This is a genomic window from Bacteroidota bacterium, from assembly GCA_039821555.1.
Classification (GTDB): Bacteria; Bacteroidota; Rhodothermia; order Rhodothermales; family Rubricoccaceae; genus JBCBEX01.
Map to the genome: position 1 here is coordinate 138,422 of JBCBNX010000008.1, position 16,816 is coordinate 155,237.

Here is a 16,816-nt window from a genome sequence, read left to right on the forward strand (position 1 = left end):
TGAAGGTTGAAGGTTGAAGGTTGAAGGTTGAAGGTTGAAGGTTGAAGGTTGAAGGTTGAAGGTTGAAGGTTGAAGGTGTCCCGCTTCACCACAGCGGCGTTCTTGGCTGGGGTGCCACGCGCCACCGTTCCCTACTTCGAGCTTCTCACTTCACACCTCCCGCTTCGCCTCGGCATCGTCTTTGCGCTTCGCGCGCACTACTCCCTGCCGCTTTCGACTGCGCCGATGCTACCTGCTGCCCTCGCGGACTCGCGTGCCGCCTCCCTCACCGCCCTCGTGGACATCGTCGACGGCGACCTCGCCTTCGTCGAGGCTGGCGAGCGTGCCGCGCAAGCGCTGGACGTGCCTCAGGACAGGCTTATGGGACGCTCGGCACGCGCGCTGGGCATCCCATCTACGGCGCGGGCGCACTGGATGGAATCGCTTCTTGATGCGCAGCAGTCGGGCGGCTTCGCACAGGTTGAGTTGGCCCACGACACGGCGCGCGAGAGTCGACACCTGATCCTGACGGCCACGCCGCTCACCGACGCGCCAGACCGCTTCGCCTGCGTGATCGAAGATGCGACGCAGCCGTGGCAGGCCTACGATGCGCTCGCGAACGGCGGACCGGCCCTCGACACCCTGACGGCCCTCGGCGGCGGTGCTGCGCTTACCTACGGACCCGACCTCGTGGTCGTTGCCTACGGAGGTGCCATGCCAAGCGGGCTCGTCCCCAGAGAGGACGGTGTGGCGTTGTCCCTGGCTGGCCTGTCGCTCTACGACCTGTTCCCCAAGTCGACGGCCGACGCCCTAGCGTTGGCGCTCCTTGCCCCGAGCGACGCGCCGTCGTCTCCGATCGCGCTTCCAGATGGGGCCCACGAAGTCCGTGCCCGCGCCGTTCGGGACGCGCGCGGCTGGCCTGTTGCAGGCCTCGCCCTGATCCGTCCGATCGACGCCGCCCTCCCCGCCCCCGCTCCATCCGCCGAACAGGCTGAGCGGGACGCCGTCGTGGCGGCTGGCCATGCACGCCTCCGCACCGAGGTGCACGCGATGCTAGCTGCCCTCGACGACACGTTTTCCTCGGCGCCCTCTGCCGAGCCGCTCCGCGTGGCGGGCAAGGCGCTTCTCGACACGATGGCCACGGTGACCTTCGCGCGTGAGGTCTTGACTTCGCCGGCCGCCTCTGCGCCCATCCGGCTCGATGCCTTGCTGCAGGGGCTACGCCCTCAGTTGGAAGCGATGACCCAGGCGCGGGGCCTCGACCTCTTCCTCTTCGTTCCGGATCAGCCCGTGTGGGCGCTGGGACACCGCGCGCACTTTGGACAGGCTCTACTCGGTGCGGTGCGCTATGCCCTCTCGACGACGCAGCGAGGCGCGATCCGCCTAGCGCTTCGCGAGGAGGACGAACGGATCGCGGTGCAAGTGGCCGACACCGGAGCGGGGCTCTCGGCTACCGTCCAGCGCGGCATCTTCGCAGCCCGTTCGCTCGAGGGCTTGGGCGTCGACGCGCTCGACCTCTATGCGGCGCAGTTGCTCACCGAGGCCATGGGCGGTACGGTGACGGCCCGCAGTGAACCGCAGCGCGGCACGCTTCTCACGTTCGCCCTGCCTACGTGCGCACCACCGGAGAGTAGCTCCCTACACGACCGCCACACGGCCGTCCTCGTGGAAGCAGACCCAGACACCCGGGCGCTGCTTGACCTCTTCCTCCGCGACGCCTGGGAGACGGCCCCCGTAGAGTCGCTCGACGCAGCCTTCGAGCACGCCACGGAGTACCTCAGCGGAACCCATGTGGACGCGCTGCTCCTCGATCTCAGCGGCAGCCTCGGAGAGGCCGAGAGCGCGATCCGACGCCTTCGCAGCACGCCGATGTTCGACGCCACCTTCGTGGTAGCCCTCGTCGCATCGGCCATGCCGGAGGAGCGCGACCGCCACCTGAGGCTTGGCTACGACGCCGTGCTCGCGAAGCCGTTTGCTCGGCAGACGCTGCTCGAAGTGCTCGCCCCGATCAAGCGGTAGCGGGCTGCCCACAGGCCATCTCGCAAGGGTCAGGCGGTAGGCGCCGGACGTTTTGGACGATTTGATATGACCCCAGGCGTCGTATCTCCCTGGGAATTGGAGAGAAGATGCGTACATTGGGCGGTTTCGTGCCGCCTAGCGACGGCTTTTCTTCTACTTCCCCTATCCTCCATGTCCCGCCTTGCACACACGCGCCGTGCACTGCTCGACCGCGCCCTCCCTCCCCTCCTCGCAGCTTGCTGCCTGCTGTTCGGCACCCCCACCGCCGATGCGCAGATGGCACGCGCTCCTGAAGCCATCCTCACCTTTGAAGGCGACCACACACACGACGGACGGACGCGCTGCAACTCCCCCCACGTGGACGCCGAAACGATGGCCCGCGTCGAGGCCCAGATGAAGGCCTTCTCCGGGCCGCGCATCGAGAAAGCCGCCGGCATCGTGATCCCGACGGTGGTGCACATCATCACCAACACGTCGGGCCAGGGTGACGTGTCGCAGGCCACCGTCGACGCGCAGATGGACGTGCTCAACCAGGGCTTCGCCGGTACCGGCTTCTCGTTCACGCTCCAGGATGTCACCCGTACCGCGAACAACAACTGGTACAACAACACGGACCTCGGCAACAGCGCTGAGCGCTCCATGAAGCAGACGCTCGCCGTGGACCCGGCGCGGACGCTCAACCTCTACTTCGTCGGCAACATTGATGCCCTCGGCTGGTGCTACTTCCCGTTCTCCTATCCGGAGGACTCGTTCTTGCACGGCTGCGTCAACGCCACCGGCTCGATGCCGGGCGGCGACATCACCGCCTACAATGAGGGCGACACCGCAGTCCACGAGGTCGGGCACTACGTCGGCCTGTTCCACACCTTCCAGGGCGGCTGCTTCGGCGGCGACGAGGTCGCGGACACCCCAGCGGAGGCCACGCCGTTCTTCGGCAACAACTGCAACAGCACGCGCGACACCTGCTCGGGCGGCGGCACGGACCCCGTGCGCAACTTCATGAACTACAGCGACGACGTCTGCCTGGAGGAGTTCACGCCAGGCCAGGCCGCGCGCGCCATGGAGCAGGTCTCGCTCTTCAAGCCGACCCTCGCGATGGGCGGCGGTGGCGTCAACACCCCGCCGGATGCGGGCTTCACGTTCAGCTGCAACAACCTGACGTGTGACTTCACCGACACCAGCTCCGACTCCGACGGCGCCCTCGTCACGTGGGACTGGGACTTCGGCGACGGTGCCTCGTCGTCGCAGCAAAACCCGACGCGCATCTACGCTTCCGCGGGCACCTACTCGGTGACGCTGACGGTCACGGACAACGAAGGCGCAACCGATGATGTCACACGCACGGTGAGCGTCTCCGACAGCTCGGAGCCGGACACGGCCGCGCCCCAGCTAAGCGGCTCCATCCAGGGCGGTCGCTACGAAGGCACGGCCTCCGACAGCCGCGCCAACGACACGGGCATCGCCACGGTGACGCTGCGCGACGAGACCAACCTCGATATCGACGTGGACAGCTTCTCGGCGGGCGACGCGAGTGTGGACTTCACGCTGACGCTGCAGAACCGCGGCCAGCAGGGCAAGGGCTTCGTGGTCGCGACCGACGTGGCGGGCAACGAGAGCGACCTCTGGGTCTGCTCTGACGGCTGCGATCCGCCGAACACGGGCGGCGGCGACCCCGACACGACCCCGCCAAGCGTCACCGGCTCGATCCGCGGCAACCGCTTCGACGGCACCGCCTCCGACTCCGGGTCGGGCATCGCCTCGGTCGTGCTCGGCAGCGACGCCGTCAACCTCGTCCTCGACGTGGACAACTTCTCCGCAGGTGCTTCCAGTGTCGGCTTCGACGTGCGTCTTTCGAACCCGCGCGAGCCTGGCTCGGGCACGATCATCGCCACCGACGTGGACGGCAACGAGGGCACGCTCTTCATCGACAGCGAGAATGCCCGCAACCCGGGGATCGCGATGATGAGCCGCACAGGCGTCCCGTCGGAGGTCGCCCTCTTGGGCAACTACCCGAACCCGTTCGCCGCAACCACAACCGTCGAGTACGCGCTGCCACAGGCGACTGCCGTGCGCCTCACGGTGTACGACGTGACGGGTCGCGCCGTCGCGGAGTTGGTAGATGGGACGATGGAGGCCGGCTACCACAGCGCCGCCTTCGACGCGAGCGCGCTGCCGAGCGGCATCTACCTCGCTCGCCTCGACGCCGAGGGCCGGACGTTCACAGAGCGCTTGCTCGTCGTTCGCTAGCCCGACCGCGAAGCCGTTTCCTGCTTTTTCACACGGTTTCTTGAGGCCGATGCTCCTTTTGTGGCGCATCGGCCTCATCTTTGCCACGCGATCGCCCCGTGTCCGGCTTGCTCCTACAGCCCTGTCGGATGTCGCGCTATGTGTACACCGCGTCTTGTCATAGCGTCGATTCTCCCTCCTTTTTCCCCTCCAACGCTTAGCTACATGCTCCATCGACTCTCTCGTGTGCTGCTCGCGCTTACGCTCGTTGCCACGGCCTCCATCGCTCACGCGCAAGCTCCGCGCGTCAGCGCTGCCCAGCTCCAACAAGTAGCACCTGAGTTTGACCGCCTCGCTGCCGTCGCCCAGGAACGCGGCGTCGTCCCGGTGATCGTGCGGCTCGACGTAGCCTTCCTGCCGGAGGGTCGCCTGTTCACCGCCGACATCCAGCGCCAGCGTGCCCGCCTCGCCGAGCGCCGCGACCAAGTGCTTCGCACGCTCGCCGCCAACGGCGTGACCTTGCAGCGCGTGAAGCGCTTCGAGACCGTCCCGGTGGTCGCGCTGAGTGTTACCGCTGAGGGCCTGCGCTTTCTCGCAGCGAGCCCCCTCGTTCGCTTCATCGAAGAAGACGAAATCGTCCGCCCGACTCTGGCCACGAGTACCGCGCTCGTCGGCGCGACGGACGCGTGGTCGTCCGGTTACCGAGGCGCTGGCCAGGCCGTTGCCGTGCTCGACACGGGCGTCGATGGCAGCCACCCGTTTCTCCAGGGCAAAGTCGTCGCCGAGGCATGCTACTCCGGCACGGGCGGCGGCACGTCGGTGTGCCCCAACGGCCAGACGCAGCAGACCGGTCCGGGTGCGGGCCAGAACTGCCCCCGCGGCACCTCCGGCTGCGACCACGGTACGCACGTCGCGGGCATCGTGGCAGGCAGCGGCCCCAGCTTCTCGGGCGTGGCCCCCGATGCCGACATCATCGCCGTGCAGGTCTTCACGCAGTTCAGCGGCTTCTTCGACTGCTTCCCGAGCCCCTCGCCGTGTGTCGGCGCGTTCACCTCGGACATCATCAGCGGCCTTGAGTTCGTCTACGCGCAGCGCACGGAGCGCAACGTCGCCGCGGCGAACATGAGCCTCGGCGGTGGATCGAGCACCACGCCCTGCGACAGCGACCCGACCAAGCCGATCATCGACAACCTGCGCAGCGCGGGCATCGCCACCGTCGTGGCCTCGGGCAACGCGGGCGACAGCAACGGCATCGCCGCACCGGGCTGCATATCGACGGCCGTCAGCGTCGGCTCGACCGACGACGGCTCGCTGGGTACGCGCACCGACGCGGTCTCCAGCTTCTCGAACAGCGACACCTTCCTCGACCTACTCGCCCCGGGTCAGTGGATCGAGTCGTCGGTCCCCGGTGGCGGCTTCGAGAACTACGCGGGCACGTCGATGGCGGCCCCGCACGTGGCGGGCGCCTGGGCACTCCTGAAGGGCAAGAAACCCACTGCCACGGTGGACGAAGTCCTGGACGCGCTCGCCAGCACCGGCGTGCCGATCCGTGACGGCCGCAACGGCGTCACGACGCCGCGTATCCAGGTCGACGCCGCACTCGACGCCCTCGGCGGCGGGATGCCGCGTGACAACGCTGGGCCAGTTATCACCGGCTCGACGACCGGCACAACCTTCAGCGGCACGGCGGCTGACAACGGCCTTAACGACACGGGCGTGGCCTCCGTATCGCTCGAGCCGGGCGCTTTCAACGTGACGCTCACCGTCGACCCGTTCACGTCTGGCGACGCCACCGTCGGCTTCGAGCTCACGCTCGTCGACCCGACGCTCGACGGCAACGGTACCGTCGCCGCGGTTGACTTGGCGGGCAACGAATCGGAGCGGGCCATCACCCTCATCGGCACCGGCGGCGGAGGTGGCGACGACACCACGCCACCTGCGCTCTCCGGCTCGATCCGCGGCGTCGAGTACGAGGGCACGGCCTCTGACGCGGGCTCCGGCATTGCCGCCATCGAGCTCACCGAGGCGACCAACCTCAACCTCGACGTGGACGGCTTTGCCTCGGGCGCGGGCAGCGTCGACTTCACGATCACGCTCGAAGCGCGCGGGGACCAGGGCAAAGGCTTCGTCGTCGCGACCGATCTGGCAGGCAACACGTCCGAGCTGTGGGTCTGCTCCGACGGCTGCGACCCGCCGAGCACAGGCGGTGGTGACGACACCACGCCGCCGAACGTCACCGGCTCGATCCGCGGCAACCGCTTCGACGGCACGGCCTCCGACTCCGGCTCCGGCATCGCCTCGGTCGTGCTCGGCAGCGACGCCGTCAACCTTGTGCTCGACGTGGACAACTTCTCGTCCGGCGCCTCCTCGGTCGGCTTCGACGTGCGCCTCGACAATCGTAGTGAGCGTGGCTCGGGCACCGTCGTCGTTACGGACGTGGCGGGTAACGAAGGCACACTCTTCATCGACTCAGAGACGAGTGCGCGTGCTGGCCTCGCCGCCTCGCAAGCGGAGCCCAGCACCTTCGCCCTCGGAGACAGCTACCCGAACCCGTTCACCTCTTCGACCCGCATCGACTTCTCGCTCGCCGAGGACCGCGCAGTCACGCTGTCGGTGTTCGACCTTATGGGCCGCGAGGTCGCTCGCCTCGTGGACGGCTACCGCACAGCAGGGACCCACTCGGTAACGTGGGACGCCCTCGACGCGCAGGGTCGCTCGGTCGCAGCCGGCGTGTACGTCTACCAGCTCCGGGCTGGCGACTACACCGAGTCGAAGCGCCTCGTGGTGCTTAGTGTCGACTAATCGGAACGGAATCGTCGCGCATCGCGCACGGATCTTCAGCCGGGCTCGCCACTATGGCGAGTCCGGCTTTTCTGTTGCGGCCTGGGTAGTCACCCGTCTGCAGTCTCCGTCACCTACCGCTGTGCCCGCCATGGAACCCTGTGTCGTGCTTGTCTCCGCTGAAGCCCTTCGCCCGCTGCGCCACCTCGTGCTGCGCGCCGGACAGCCCTTCGAAACGACGCGCTACGTGGAGGATGACGCACCCGGAGTTGCACACGTCGCTGTGTACGTGGACGAGGCCTCCATGCCAGGCGGCATCGCCAGTATCGCATCAGGCTTTCCCGAGCGAGTGCGCGCCCTACCTGATGGCACGGTCCCCACTGCCATTCCCGAGGCCGATCGCGCTTCGGCCTACCGCTTGCGCGGCATGGCGACGCACCCCGACTTTCGAGGCCACGGCTTAGGCCGCCTCGCCTTCGAGGCCATCCTCCAGCACGCCGCCGAGGCAGGCGCTGCCGTCCTTTGGTTCAACGCCCGCACCGGCGCGCAGGCTTTCTACGAGCGCCTCGGCTGCCACGTCGCGAGCCCGGTCTTCGACATCGAAGGCATTGGCCCGCACGTGGTGATGTGGTGCGACACGAGAGGTATGGATGTGTGAACGTGGCAGCCGGCCTACCCTCGTTCACCTGCCCATACGTTCACACCTTCACACCTTCACACCCAAAGGCTACGCTTCTTCCAGCTCGCCGCGCTCGGCCATAAGGGTGTCCTGCACATGGCGTGGCATCGCCTCATAGTGGCTCGGGCGGGCGACGTGGAGGCCGCGGCCCTGCGTCATCGAGCGGAGCGAGGTCGAGTAGCGGTAGAGCTCGGCCTGAGGCACCTGTGCCTTAATGACCTGGAACGGCCCGTTGGCCTCCATACCCTGGATGCGGCCGCGTCGCGTGTTGAGGTCGCTCATCACATCGCCGAGGTACTCCTCCGGGATCTTCACTTCGAGGTCTAGGATCGGCTCCAGGATAGCAGGCTGCGCCTCGCGGAAGCCGATGCGGAAGGCCTGCTTGGCCGCCGTCTTGAAGGCGTTCTCGTTCGAGTCGACCGAGTGCATGCCGCCGTCGAAGACGACCACGCGGACATCGCCCACCGGGTAGCCTGCGATCGGGCCTTCCTTGAGCGCGTCGGCGACGCCCTTTTGGATCGCACCGAAGAACCGCTGCATGTCGATCACGCCGCCGACGATGGCGTCGACGAAGTGGATCTTCGCGCCCCAGTCCGTCTCCATCATGTGCTCGCCGCGCTGCTTCATGTCTTCGGGCACGTCGAACGTGTCGGTGAGCGGCTCGACCAGGATCGAGATATCGGCGAACTGCCCCGCGCCGCCTGACTGCTTCTTGTGGCGGTACGACGAGCGCGAGCGCCCCTGCACTGTTTCGCGGTAGGAGACCTTCGGCTGGTCGTACTCGACGTGGACGCCAGCGCGGTGGTCGAGGATGTACTGCGCCACCTTGAGGTGCATCTCACCCTGTCCGGCGAGCGTGATCTGGCTCAGGTGCGGGTCGTGATCCACGTGCAGCGACGGGTCCTCCTTGACGAGTTGGTGGAGGCCCTGCGCCAGCTTGTCCTCCTCGCCCGACGTGGACGCGCGGACGGCGACGCGGTAGCGCGGCTCGGGGAACTCGATCGGCGTTACGACCGCGTCAGAGCCTTTGAGATGCAGGGTGTCGTTCGTGCCTGTGTCCTTGAGCTTGACCGTCGCGCCGATGTCGCCTGCGACCAGTTGCTTCACGCCGTCACGGTCTTTGCCGTTGATCGCGTAAAGCGCGCCGAGGCGTTCGGTGCCGTCGTTGTGCGCGTTTTCGAGGTCCTGGCCCTGCTCCAGCGTGCCCTGGTACACGCGGAAGTAGCTGTACTCCCCGACGTGCGCCTGCGCCTCGGTCTTGTAGACGAACGCGACGGGATCGCCGCCCGGGTCGGCAGCCACCGTGCCACTGTCCATCTGCGGCGCGGGCATCATCTTCGGGCTTGGCACGACGTTGTCGATGAAGCTCATCAGCCGCGTCACGCCAATATTCTCCGTGGCGACGGTGAGGAAGATCGGGAAGAGGCTACGGTCGATCATCGCAGCGCGGAGGCCCTGGCGCATTTCATCTTCCGAGAGGGTCCCCTTCTCGAAGTAGAGGTCCATCAGCCCCTCGTCGTTCTCGGCGATGTTCTCCACGAGTTCGTTGTGGAGTTCGTCAGCGCGGTCGCGGAAGGCGCCGTCGATCTCTTCAAAGTGCGCCTGGCCCTTCTCGTCGAAGCGGATCTGCTTCATCAGGAGCACGTCGATGATGGTGCGGGTGCCTTTGCCGCCGGGGAGTTGGACAGGCGTCGCAGCGCGGCCGTAGCGCTCCTGCACCTGCGCGAGCGCCGTCTCGAAGTCCGAGCCCTCCTCGTCGAGCTTGTTGAGGACGAACATCGCGGGCGTCTCGGTCATCTCGCAGTACGTCCACCCGAGTTCGGTGCCAACCTGCACGCCTTCGGTCGCGTCGAGCACGAAGAGCGCCGTGTCGGCCACCTTGAGCGACGCCACGACCTCGCCTGCGAAGTCGAGGTAGCCGGGCGTGTCAAGGATGTTAATCTTGTAGCCTTTCCACTCCGCGTGCAGCAGGGCCGAGAAGATCGACATGCCGCGCTCGTGCTCTGAGTCGTGGAAGTCGCTCACGGTCGAGCCCTCCTCGACGGTGCCCATGCGTTTGATGGCACCGGCGCTGTAGAGCATCGCCTCGGAGAGCGTCGTCTTGCCGCTCCCTTGGTGCCCCACCAGGGCGATATTGCGGACGTGGTCGGCGTCATAGACATTCATACGGGTACCTCGATCAAGCAGGGGCTGGGGCCGCCCCTCCGCAGGCAGCCATTCGACAAAATGCAAGCACGGCGCCGCCCCGTTCTTGGGCCCGGAACCGCTTTCGGAGAAGGGAAGATGAAGGTCGATCCTGGTTAAGGAAATGTCAAGGAGCTAGCCGTGCCCTCGCGCGTAGATCTGCTTCTGTCGCTCACCTCCACTCTCCCATGCTCACGCTCGGTATCGAAACCGCTACGGATGTCTGCAGCGTCGCCCTGTTGGAGGACGATGCGGTGCTTGCCGAGGCGTCGCTCCGGCTGCCGCGCCAGCACGCGGCGCGTCTGGTGCCGCTCGTCCGCGACGTACTTGCCCACACCGGCCGTGCGACGACCGACCTTGACCTCGTGTCCGTTTCGGAGGGCCCGGGCTCGTACACTGGCTTGCGTATCGGCGTGAGCACGGCGAAGGGCCTGTGCCTAGCGACCGGCGCAGCCCTGGTGGGCGTCGGTTCACTGGAAGCGCTCGCCCAAACCGCCGATGGCGTCGCGGAGCCCGGAGACTACGTTCTCGCGGCGTTTCCATCCCGTCGCGGCGAGGTCTACGCGGCTGGATTCCAGCGTCACCCGCACGAGTCCGTACTGCAGATGCTACGTGGCGCGGAACCCACCGCTGTGACACTCGACGACGCTCGGTCTTGGTGGCCCGCCCCCGACGCCGAGCGAATCTGGCTCCTCGGCCCCGCTGCCTACCAACTTGACGGTCTTCTTCCTGGCCGCCACAGCATCCTTGCTGGTGAGACGTTCTGCGTATCGGCGGCCACGGTAGCACGGATGGGCAGGCGCTCGGCGTACGACGTGGCCACGGATCACTTGCACAGCGAGGATGTGGCATCTTTTGAGCCGTCGTACCTTAAAGAGTTCGTCGCTGGGAAACCGCGGCCGCTCTTTTAGCGGTTTACCCGTGTTCCCCATCGAGGCCACCCCGCCCTCTGGCCGCCCTGTCTCCTCATCCACGCTCCTCGCAGCCTCATGGCCTGGTTCAAGCGCAAGACCGCGGGCATCCAGACGGCCCCCGCCGACAAAAACGAGACGCCAGAAGGCTACTGGCGCAAGTGCCCCATCACGGACGAGTTGATCTCGCTTCGCGAGCTGAAGGAGAATCATATGGTGACGCCCGCCGGTCACCATTTCGCGATGAGCGGCCTCGGCTACTGCGAGATGTTCTTCGACGACGGCGAGTTCACGCGGCACGACGACAACCTCTTTGCCATAGACCCGCTGAAGTTTGTGGACAGGAAGGCCTACATCGACCGGCTGCGCTCCGCGCGCAAGAAAACCGGCCTCAACGACGCGGCCGTCTCCGCGACCGGCACTGTGGGTAGCCACCCGTTCTCGATGGCCGCGATGGATTTCTCGTTCATCGGCGGCTCGATGAACTCGGTCGTCGGCGAGATCGTCAGCCGGACGATCCAGCGCGGCATCAACGAGGACCGCGCCGTGATGGTGATTTCCCAGAGTGGCGGCGCGCGCATGATGGAGGCGGCCTACAGCCTGATGCAGATGGCCAAGACCTCGATCCACCTCACCCGCCTCGACGACAAGGGCCTCCCCTTCTTCTCGCTGATGACCAACCCGACGACGGGCGGCGTCACGGCGTCCTACGCCATGCTCGGCGATATCCACATCGCGGAACCTGGGGCCCTGATCGGATTCGCCGGTCCACGTGTGATCCGCGAGACGATCCGCCGCGACCTCCCGAAGGACTTCCAGACGTCGGAGTTTCTCCAGGAGCACGGCTTCGTGGACCTCGTCGTCCCCCGCCCGAAGCTGCGCCAGACGCTCATCGGGCTGCTAGACCTGCTCTTCGAAGACCATGCCGAGCGCGACACCGACCTCGCACACGCAGAGTTGAATGGGCAGGCGGGCTGACGTTTGCGAGCCGCTAGTTTTCTGCGGCTCGCGGCCAATTGCTGACGCCCCTATCCCTGAATCTCGGTCACCAGTTGGATCTCCCGCAGCACGCCTTGCACGCGGAAGCAGTCCTCGAACTCGCCCTCGAAGACCGTGTCCTTGCCGCGCGTGTGCACCGTCCACGCATGGCCCTCGGCCTGCGACTCGGAGCACCCCGTCGCCTTGATAAGTTGCACGATCACCTCGTCGAAGGTGTGGATCTCGTCGTTGAAGAGGATCACGCGCCACGGGCTGTCCAGGCGCTCCTCGACCACCTCCTCTTCAACGGTGAGCGTCTCGGTGTCGGGCTGAGACGGGGCAAGCGGGCTTCCCCATGGCCAGGCGAGGTCAGCGCGGTACGCTGGCGCGGCGAGGGCAACAGAGCGAGTTCGCATCGATGAACGAGGGGATGCGAGAGAACGAAGACCGCCCAGGCGCGCTGGGCAACGAACGAAAGTCACGCGGGCTCGGCAGCGGTAACCGAGACAGTGAAGTCTTCCATCACGGGGTTTGCGAGCAACTTTTCCGCCGCCTCTGTTGCGCGGGCGTGCGCAGCTTCCGCATCGGCCGCGTCGATTTCTAGCGTGACGATCTTGCCAACGCGGGCACTGTGTATGGCGTCGTAGCCGAGGTCGTGAAGCGCGTTGGCGATGGCCTTGCCCTGCGGGTCGAGGATGGACGGGCGGAGCGTGACGCGGACGGTGGCGGTGAACATGCGGGCGAGGAACTACGGAGGCGTCCAGATGGAACGAGCGTCGTCAGGGAGTGGGCGGCGAAGGTGCCGTGCTAGGCTCTTCGTCGTCCTCCAGCGCGGCGCGAACGGCCCAGCGGAGGTTAAGCACGAACCCCACGATAAGATACACCGTGCCGCTAAAGAGTAGCCCCACCTCGCGGAAGAGCGCAGCGAGCACGAGACCCAGCGTGAAGGCCAAGAATCGCCAGCGGTAGCGGCGCAGGTTCGCTCGGTTCGGCGTCGGCAGCGAGGGGAAGCGGACCGGCAATACCATGAGCGCGCTCAGCGCCACGGTCATGGTCACGAGGATCTTGGAGACGGTCTCGTCCGGCAGCTCGTAGAACCAGGCGTTGTCCTGAAACGTGAGGATGAATGTCACGATCAGCCCCGCCTGAGCAGGAATGGGCAGGCCTGAGAAGTAGTCCTTCTTGTCCTCGCCTGCGGTCGCGGTGGCGTCGAGGACGTTATAGCGCGCGAGGCGCACGGCCCCGCAGAGGACGGGCAGCGCCGCCAGCACGGGCCCGAGCAGGGCGACCTCGCCGAGGCCAAACTGGTAGAGCAGAAACGACGGCGCGAGGCCGAACGACACGACATCGGAGAGCGAGTCGAGTTCGAGGCCGAAGGTGGACTGCGCGTTGGCCAGCCGCGCCATCATGCCATCGAGGAGGTCGAAGAACGCCGCGAGGACGATCAGCCAGGCCGCCGTGGCGAAGCGGCCGTCGCTCGACATCACGACGGAGAAGAACCCGCTGAGCAGGTTCATGAGCGTGAAGAACGACGGGACGGCCACCGGCGGAATGCCCCGCACGACGCGGCGGCGCGGACGCGCAGCACGACGGCGACTCAGACTACGACGCCCGTCGCCTGCCGCCTTAGGACGCTCCGAGTGCGGGGACCTCGATGACGCTTCCATCAACCGCTGGCCTCTGCTACCATAGGTTCCAGCATGGTCCCCACTGGCTCAGACGTAGTCGCGAGCGGCTCTGATGCAGGCGCTTGCCCTCCGGACAAGCGTCCGATCACCGTCTCCCCCGCCGTGACACGGTCGCCGATGGCTACATCGAACGTGACGTGAGGCGGGACGATGACATCCATGCGCGAACCGAACTTCACGATGCCGTAGCGGTCGCCTGCCCGGTAGGTGTCGCCCGGCTTCGCGTGGAACACGATGCGGCGCGCGACGGCACCCGCAATCTGCTTGAAGAGCACCTTCGTACCGCTCGGGTGGACGAGGCCGACCGACGAGCGCTCGTTTTTCTCGCTCGCCTTCGGATGCCAAGCGACGAGGTATTCGCCCGGGAAGTACTCCGCGTACTCGATGGTACCGTCCGCCGGGATGCGGTTGACGTGGACGTTGAGCGGCGAGAGGAAGATCGAGAGGCGCCGGCCGGGGCCGTCGAGGTAGAGCGGTTCGTCCTCCTCGACGATTTCGAGGACCTTGCCGTCGGCCGGCGACAGCATGAGTGAAGCCGTGTCGGTTGGGGGGGTGCGCACGGGGTCGCGGAAGAACCAGACGGTGAAGCCGAGCACGAGCACGCCGAGGACGGCGAACGCCCAGCCGAATCCACCGAGGAACGCCCCGAGGACGGTGAGCAGGAGCGCAACGAGCGAGGCACCACCAATGAGGGCGTAGCCTTCAGGAGCAAGCACGAGTGACGAGGGCCGATGAGAGGAACGAGCGGTATGCCCGAGGGCCTACACAGAGAGTATGAACGCAGCAGTGCTACCCCCGCGTTCCATCGCTGCGGTGTTCACTCTCCAGTGTATCTCGATGGACCATGTCGTTGTTCGACACGAAGAAGCCCCGCTTTCGCTTGAAAGCGGGGCTTGGCTGGGCCGAGGCGAGCGGGGCGTCCTACGGATGCTGCGCCCTACGACGTGTCACGTCGGGCACCGACCCACGACTAGCGCGTCACCGTCACGCGCTGCGTGTCGCGGAACCCTTCGCCGGTGACGACGAGGACATAGGTCCCGCTCGCGAGGTTGTGCCCGGCGACGCGTGCTCGAATGGGCGTGCTGGCGGCAGGCGTGCCCTCAAACACCGTCTGCACGGGGCAGCCGAGCACGTCGTAGAGCACGGCGAAGACCAGGGTGCCGCGGGCGACCGCAAACTCGACCGTCGCGTCGAGCGCGCCCACTGCTGAGCCGAACGGGTTGGGGTAGGCTTCGGCGACCCAGTGCGTACCCGGGACGGCGACGGTCACCTCGACCTCCGGGAGCATCTCGAAACCTCCGGGAGCATCTCGAAACCTCCGTCGAAGTCGAGTTGGCGCAGGCGGAAGGTGTAGGCCCCCGGCTCCAGGTCAGGCACTCGGGAGGCGTAGGCCCGCGCCTCCGTGGTGGTGCCGAAGCCCGGTACGAAGTCGAGCACCTCGAAGCGCTCCGCACGCGGCCGACGCGCCTGCACCTCGGGACCGCTGTTGTTTGGCTCCGAGGCGGTGCGCTACACGAGCACGGCGGCCAGCACCGCGTAGTCGCCGCAGCGAAGCCCAGGAGCTCGGCCGGGATGATCTGGGAGCCGCCGAAGCCAATTTGGCCGAGTGCGAACGTGAACTCGGTCGTGTTAGGGTCCCCGTCGCCAGCGAGGCCGACGATGGACCCAACAAAGCTGACCACCTGCGTAAAGTCGGGCGGGCTCGCCCCACTCCGCAACAGCGCGGCGAGCGGAATGCTGAACGGGGCCCAGTTGCCGCTCGTATCAGAAACCTGGATGCGCTGCCGACCTTCGTTGTTGCCGTTCCCCGCGACCGTCTAGAGGTTGAACTCGAGGGCGGCCGGGCCGTTGGCACGGACGAAGAAGTTGACCGTCTCGCTACCGGTCACGTCGAGCGGGGCGCCGACGAGCGTGCGGCCGAATCTGGCGAAGCCGCCGAAGTCGTCGCCGACCAGTGATCCGCTGAACCCGTTGGCGGAGCCGTCGGGCGTGTCGGCCGTCGTCGTTGCGACGATGCCCTCTCCGCCCGCGAAGAAGAAGAAGAAGAAGAAGTCCGTGTAGTCGCCGCTGTTGAAGTCGACGACCTCGTCTTGCATGTCGAGGAATAGGCCGTCGACGATGCGGATGTTGTTGAGTTCGATGCTCGTGTCGTAGGTCGTCGCGTTGCCATCTCCAACGAGATCGGTGCCGCCCGCGATGGTGAAGACGTACTGGACGACATCGTCGAACTCGAACGAAGCGGCGTTCGTGTTGAAGAAGGTCGAGAGGGAGAGCTGGTAAGTAGTGAAGTCTGTCTCCTAGCTCCCTGCACCAAGCTGGAACTGGAGGTTGTTACGGATCTCGCCGTTGCCGCCACCGCAGGCGTTCTGGAAGCTGATCTCGAGTTGGAAGGTGCCTCCAGCCTTGGCATCGAACACGAAAACGGGACAGGTGAGCCCGGTGAGATCAAGGGGACCGCCTGGGAAGGGCGAGCCGAAGCCAGCAAAGCCGCCCGTCCCATCGGCACCGACTTCGAAGCGCGCCGAAAAGTCGCCGCCGCCGAGGTCGACGAAGCTTAAGAGCGAGGTGCCGCCTCTTTGGAAGATGGATTCACCTGGGCGAATGCCGTCGTCGAAGTCCTCAACGACGATCTGTGCCTGGGGCGCGGCCGCAAAGCACAGGTGGCAACGAAGGCGAGCACCAAACGCGAAAGCTTAGTGGGGAGTAGCTGTGGGAGCATGGGTGTGGTGGAAATGGACGGGGAGGTAACCGGGAAAAAAGCAGGCATTGAAAACAGTTTCAAGTTGGCCGGTGCCATTTCGTGAGCGCTACCATCGCGCAGAGCCCGTTGCCCTCCCGATGGCTGGATCCTGAAGCGCTGCCTTCTCAGCCGTACCCTTCGACGGCACCGTGACCCACGCCGATGCTCGATCGATGCGCTCCTGCTCAAGCGGTGGCTGCTTTCCAAAAGAACAGCGGCGCTCCCGAACAAGAAGCGCCGCTGCTATCGTTACCGATGTGCCCAAGAGAGGACTCGAACCTCCACGACCATACGGTCACTACACCCTGAATGTAGCGCGTCTACCAATTCCGCCACTTGGGCAACAGGGCCTTCAAGGTAAAGCGGTCCGGCGAGTGCATGCAATACGCGCAGGCCTCCACCGGGCGCTGGGCCAGTCTCTTGGCGGTGTCTTCATGGCTCTCCTTCAACGCCTCTGCGCGGTGCGGCGTGCCGTAGCGCCGATGCTATACGTATGCTTCACCCGCTCGCTCGGCCCTCTCGACTACCACCGCGCCCCATGACGCTCGCCCGATTGACGCTCGCCCGATTGACGCTCGCCCGATTGACGCTCGCCCGATTGACGCTCGCCCGATTGACGCTCGCCCGATTG

General features: G+C 66.3%; 14 protein-coding genes and 1 tRNA gene. 7 read left to right on the forward strand and 8 right to left on the reverse strand.

Going from position 1 to position 16,816, the window contains the following annotated elements:
• Window positions 1-75 precede the first annotated feature (75 nt).
• From AAFU51_11325 to AAFU51_11340, 4 genes are all read left to right on the forward strand, one after another.
• Window positions 76-1,998, forward strand: a complete 1,923-nt coding sequence (locus AAFU51_11325; protein ID MEO1571849.1) for an ATP-binding protein — start codon at window positions 76-78, stop codon at window positions 1,996-1,998.
• Between the two features lie 171 nt (window positions 1,999-2,169).
• Window positions 2,170-4,245 carry a PKD domain-containing protein gene (locus AAFU51_11330; GenBank protein ID MEO1571850.1) on the forward strand — a complete coding sequence of 692 codons (2,076 nt, stop codon included), beginning with the start codon at window positions 2,170-2,172 and terminating at the stop codon, window positions 4,243-4,245.
• 204 nt (window positions 4,246-4,449) lie between these two features.
• Entirely contained in the window at window positions 4,450-7,026 is a 2,577-nt protein-coding gene (locus AAFU51_11335) for a S8 family serine peptidase (protein ID MEO1571851.1), read from the forward strand.
• A gap of 130 nt (window positions 7,027-7,156) precedes the next feature.
• Window positions 7,157-7,663, forward strand: a complete 507-nt coding sequence (locus AAFU51_11340) for a GNAT family N-acetyltransferase (GenBank protein MEO1571852.1) — start codon at window positions 7,157-7,159, stop codon at window positions 7,661-7,663.
• 69 nt (window positions 7,664-7,732) lie between these two features.
• Here the strand turns inward: AAFU51_11340 and AAFU51_11345 are convergent, their stop codons facing one another.
• Window positions 7,733-9,850, reverse strand: coding sequence for an elongation factor G (locus tag AAFU51_11345; GenBank protein MEO1571853.1), 2,118 nt, complete (start codon window positions 9,848-9,850; stop codon window positions 7,733-7,735).
• 206 nt (window positions 9,851-10,056) lie between these two features.
• Between AAFU51_11345 and tsaB the strand changes: the two genes are divergently transcribed.
• Window positions 10,057-10,779 carry a tRNA (adenosine(37)-N6)-threonylcarbamoyltransferase complex dimerization subunit type 1 TsaB gene (gene tsaB, locus AAFU51_11350; GenBank protein ID MEO1571854.1) on the forward strand — a complete coding sequence of 241 codons (723 nt, stop codon included), beginning with the start codon at window positions 10,057-10,059 and terminating at the stop codon, window positions 10,777-10,779.
• Between the two features lie 78 nt (window positions 10,780-10,857).
• Complete coding sequence (accD, locus tag AAFU51_11355; protein MEO1571855.1) at window positions 10,858-11,757, forward strand: acetyl-CoA carboxylase, carboxyltransferase subunit beta; 900 nt, start codon at window positions 10,858-10,860, stop codon at window positions 11,755-11,757.
• A gap of 50 nt (window positions 11,758-11,807) precedes the next feature.
• On the opposite strand, the gene AAFU51_11360 is transcribed toward accD, so the two are convergent.
• The 6 genes from AAFU51_11360 to AAFU51_11385 all read right to left on the reverse strand — a co-directional run bounded on the left by AAFU51_11360 (window position 11,808) and on the right by AAFU51_11385 (window position 15,541).
• Entirely contained in the window at window positions 11,808-12,173 is a 366-nt protein-coding gene (locus AAFU51_11360) for an ATP-dependent Clp protease adaptor ClpS (protein MEO1571856.1), read from the reverse strand.
• Between the two features lie 62 nt (window positions 12,174-12,235).
• On the reverse strand, window positions 12,236-12,493 hold the full coding sequence (gene purS / locus AAFU51_11365; GenBank protein ID MEO1571857.1) for a phosphoribosylformylglycinamidine synthase subunit PurS: 258 nt from the start codon (window positions 12,491-12,493) through the stop codon (window positions 12,236-12,238).
• 43 nt (window positions 12,494-12,536) lie between these two features.
• Window positions 12,537-13,319: a CDP-diacylglycerol--serine O-phosphatidyltransferase gene (gene pssA / locus AAFU51_11370; GenBank protein ID MEO1571858.1), complete on the reverse strand. Its 783-nt coding sequence runs from the start codon at window positions 13,317-13,319 to the stop codon at window positions 12,537-12,539.
• Between the two features lie 104 nt (window positions 13,320-13,423).
• Window positions 13,424-14,161 carry a phosphatidylserine decarboxylase family protein gene (locus tag AAFU51_11375; GenBank protein MEO1571859.1) on the reverse strand — a complete coding sequence of 246 codons (738 nt, stop codon included), beginning with the start codon at window positions 14,159-14,161 and terminating at the stop codon, window positions 13,424-13,426.
• Window positions 14,162-14,415: 254 nt separating this feature from the next.
• Window positions 14,416-14,733 (reverse strand): T9SS type A sorting domain-containing protein, encoded by a 318-nt coding sequence (locus AAFU51_11380; GenBank protein MEO1571860.1) that lies wholly within the window; start codon window positions 14,731-14,733, stop codon window positions 14,416-14,418.
• 529 nt (window positions 14,734-15,262) lie between these two features.
• Complete coding sequence (locus tag AAFU51_11385; GenBank protein ID MEO1571861.1) at window positions 15,263-15,541, reverse strand: hypothetical protein; 279 nt, start codon at window positions 15,539-15,541, stop codon at window positions 15,263-15,265.
• 480 nt (window positions 15,542-16,021) lie between these two features.
• Here AAFU51_11385 and AAFU51_11390 point away from each other — a divergent pair, with 480 nt between their 5' ends.
• Window positions 16,022-16,249 (forward strand): hypothetical protein, encoded by a 228-nt coding sequence (locus AAFU51_11390; protein ID MEO1571862.1) that lies wholly within the window; start codon window positions 16,022-16,024, stop codon window positions 16,247-16,249.
• A 194-nt stretch (window positions 16,250-16,443) separates the two neighbouring features.
• On the opposite strand, the gene AAFU51_11395 is transcribed toward AAFU51_11390, so the two are convergent.
• Window positions 16,444-16,527: transfer RNA gene (locus tag AAFU51_11395), tRNA-Leu, on the reverse strand.
• Between the last annotated feature and the right edge of the window lie 289 nt (window positions 16,528-16,816).

Bases quoted from the DNA above. Each gene is read 5' to 3' on its own strand.
- AAFU51_11380 (MEO1571860.1), bottom strand. From the start codon at position 14,733: ATGCTCCCGGAGGTCGAGGTGACCGTCGCCGTCCCGGGTACGCACTGG.
- AAFU51_11335 (MEO1571851.1), top strand. From the start codon at position 4,450: ATGCTCCATCGACTCTCTCGTGTGCTGCTCGCGCTTACGCTCGTTGCC.
- purS (MEO1571857.1), bottom strand. From the start codon at position 12,493: ATGTTCACCGCCACCGTCCGCGTCACGCTCCGCCCGTCCATCCTCGAC.
- tsaB (MEO1571854.1), top strand. From the start codon at position 10,057: ATGCTCACGCTCGGTATCGAAACCGCTACGGATGTCTGCAGCGTCGCC.
- AAFU51_11385 (MEO1571861.1), bottom strand. From the start codon at position 15,541: ATGCAAGACGAGGTCGTCGACTTCAACAGCGGCGACTACACGGACTTC.
- AAFU51_11330 (MEO1571850.1), top strand. From the start codon at position 2,170: ATGTCCCGCCTTGCACACACGCGCCGTGCACTGCTCGACCGCGCCCTC.
- AAFU51_11345 (MEO1571853.1), bottom strand. From the start codon at position 9,850: ATGAATGTCTATGACGCCGACCACGTCCGCAATATCGCCCTGGTGGGG.
- AAFU51_11360 (MEO1571856.1), bottom strand. From the start codon at position 12,173: ATGCGAACTCGCTCTGTTGCCCTCGCCGCGCCAGCGTACCGCGCTGAC.
- accD (MEO1571855.1), top strand. From the start codon at position 10,858: ATGGCCTGGTTCAAGCGCAAGACCGCGGGCATCCAGACGGCCCCCGCC.
- AAFU51_11340 (MEO1571852.1), top strand. From the start codon at position 7,157: ATGGAACCCTGTGTCGTGCTTGTCTCCGCTGAAGCCCTTCGCCCGCTG.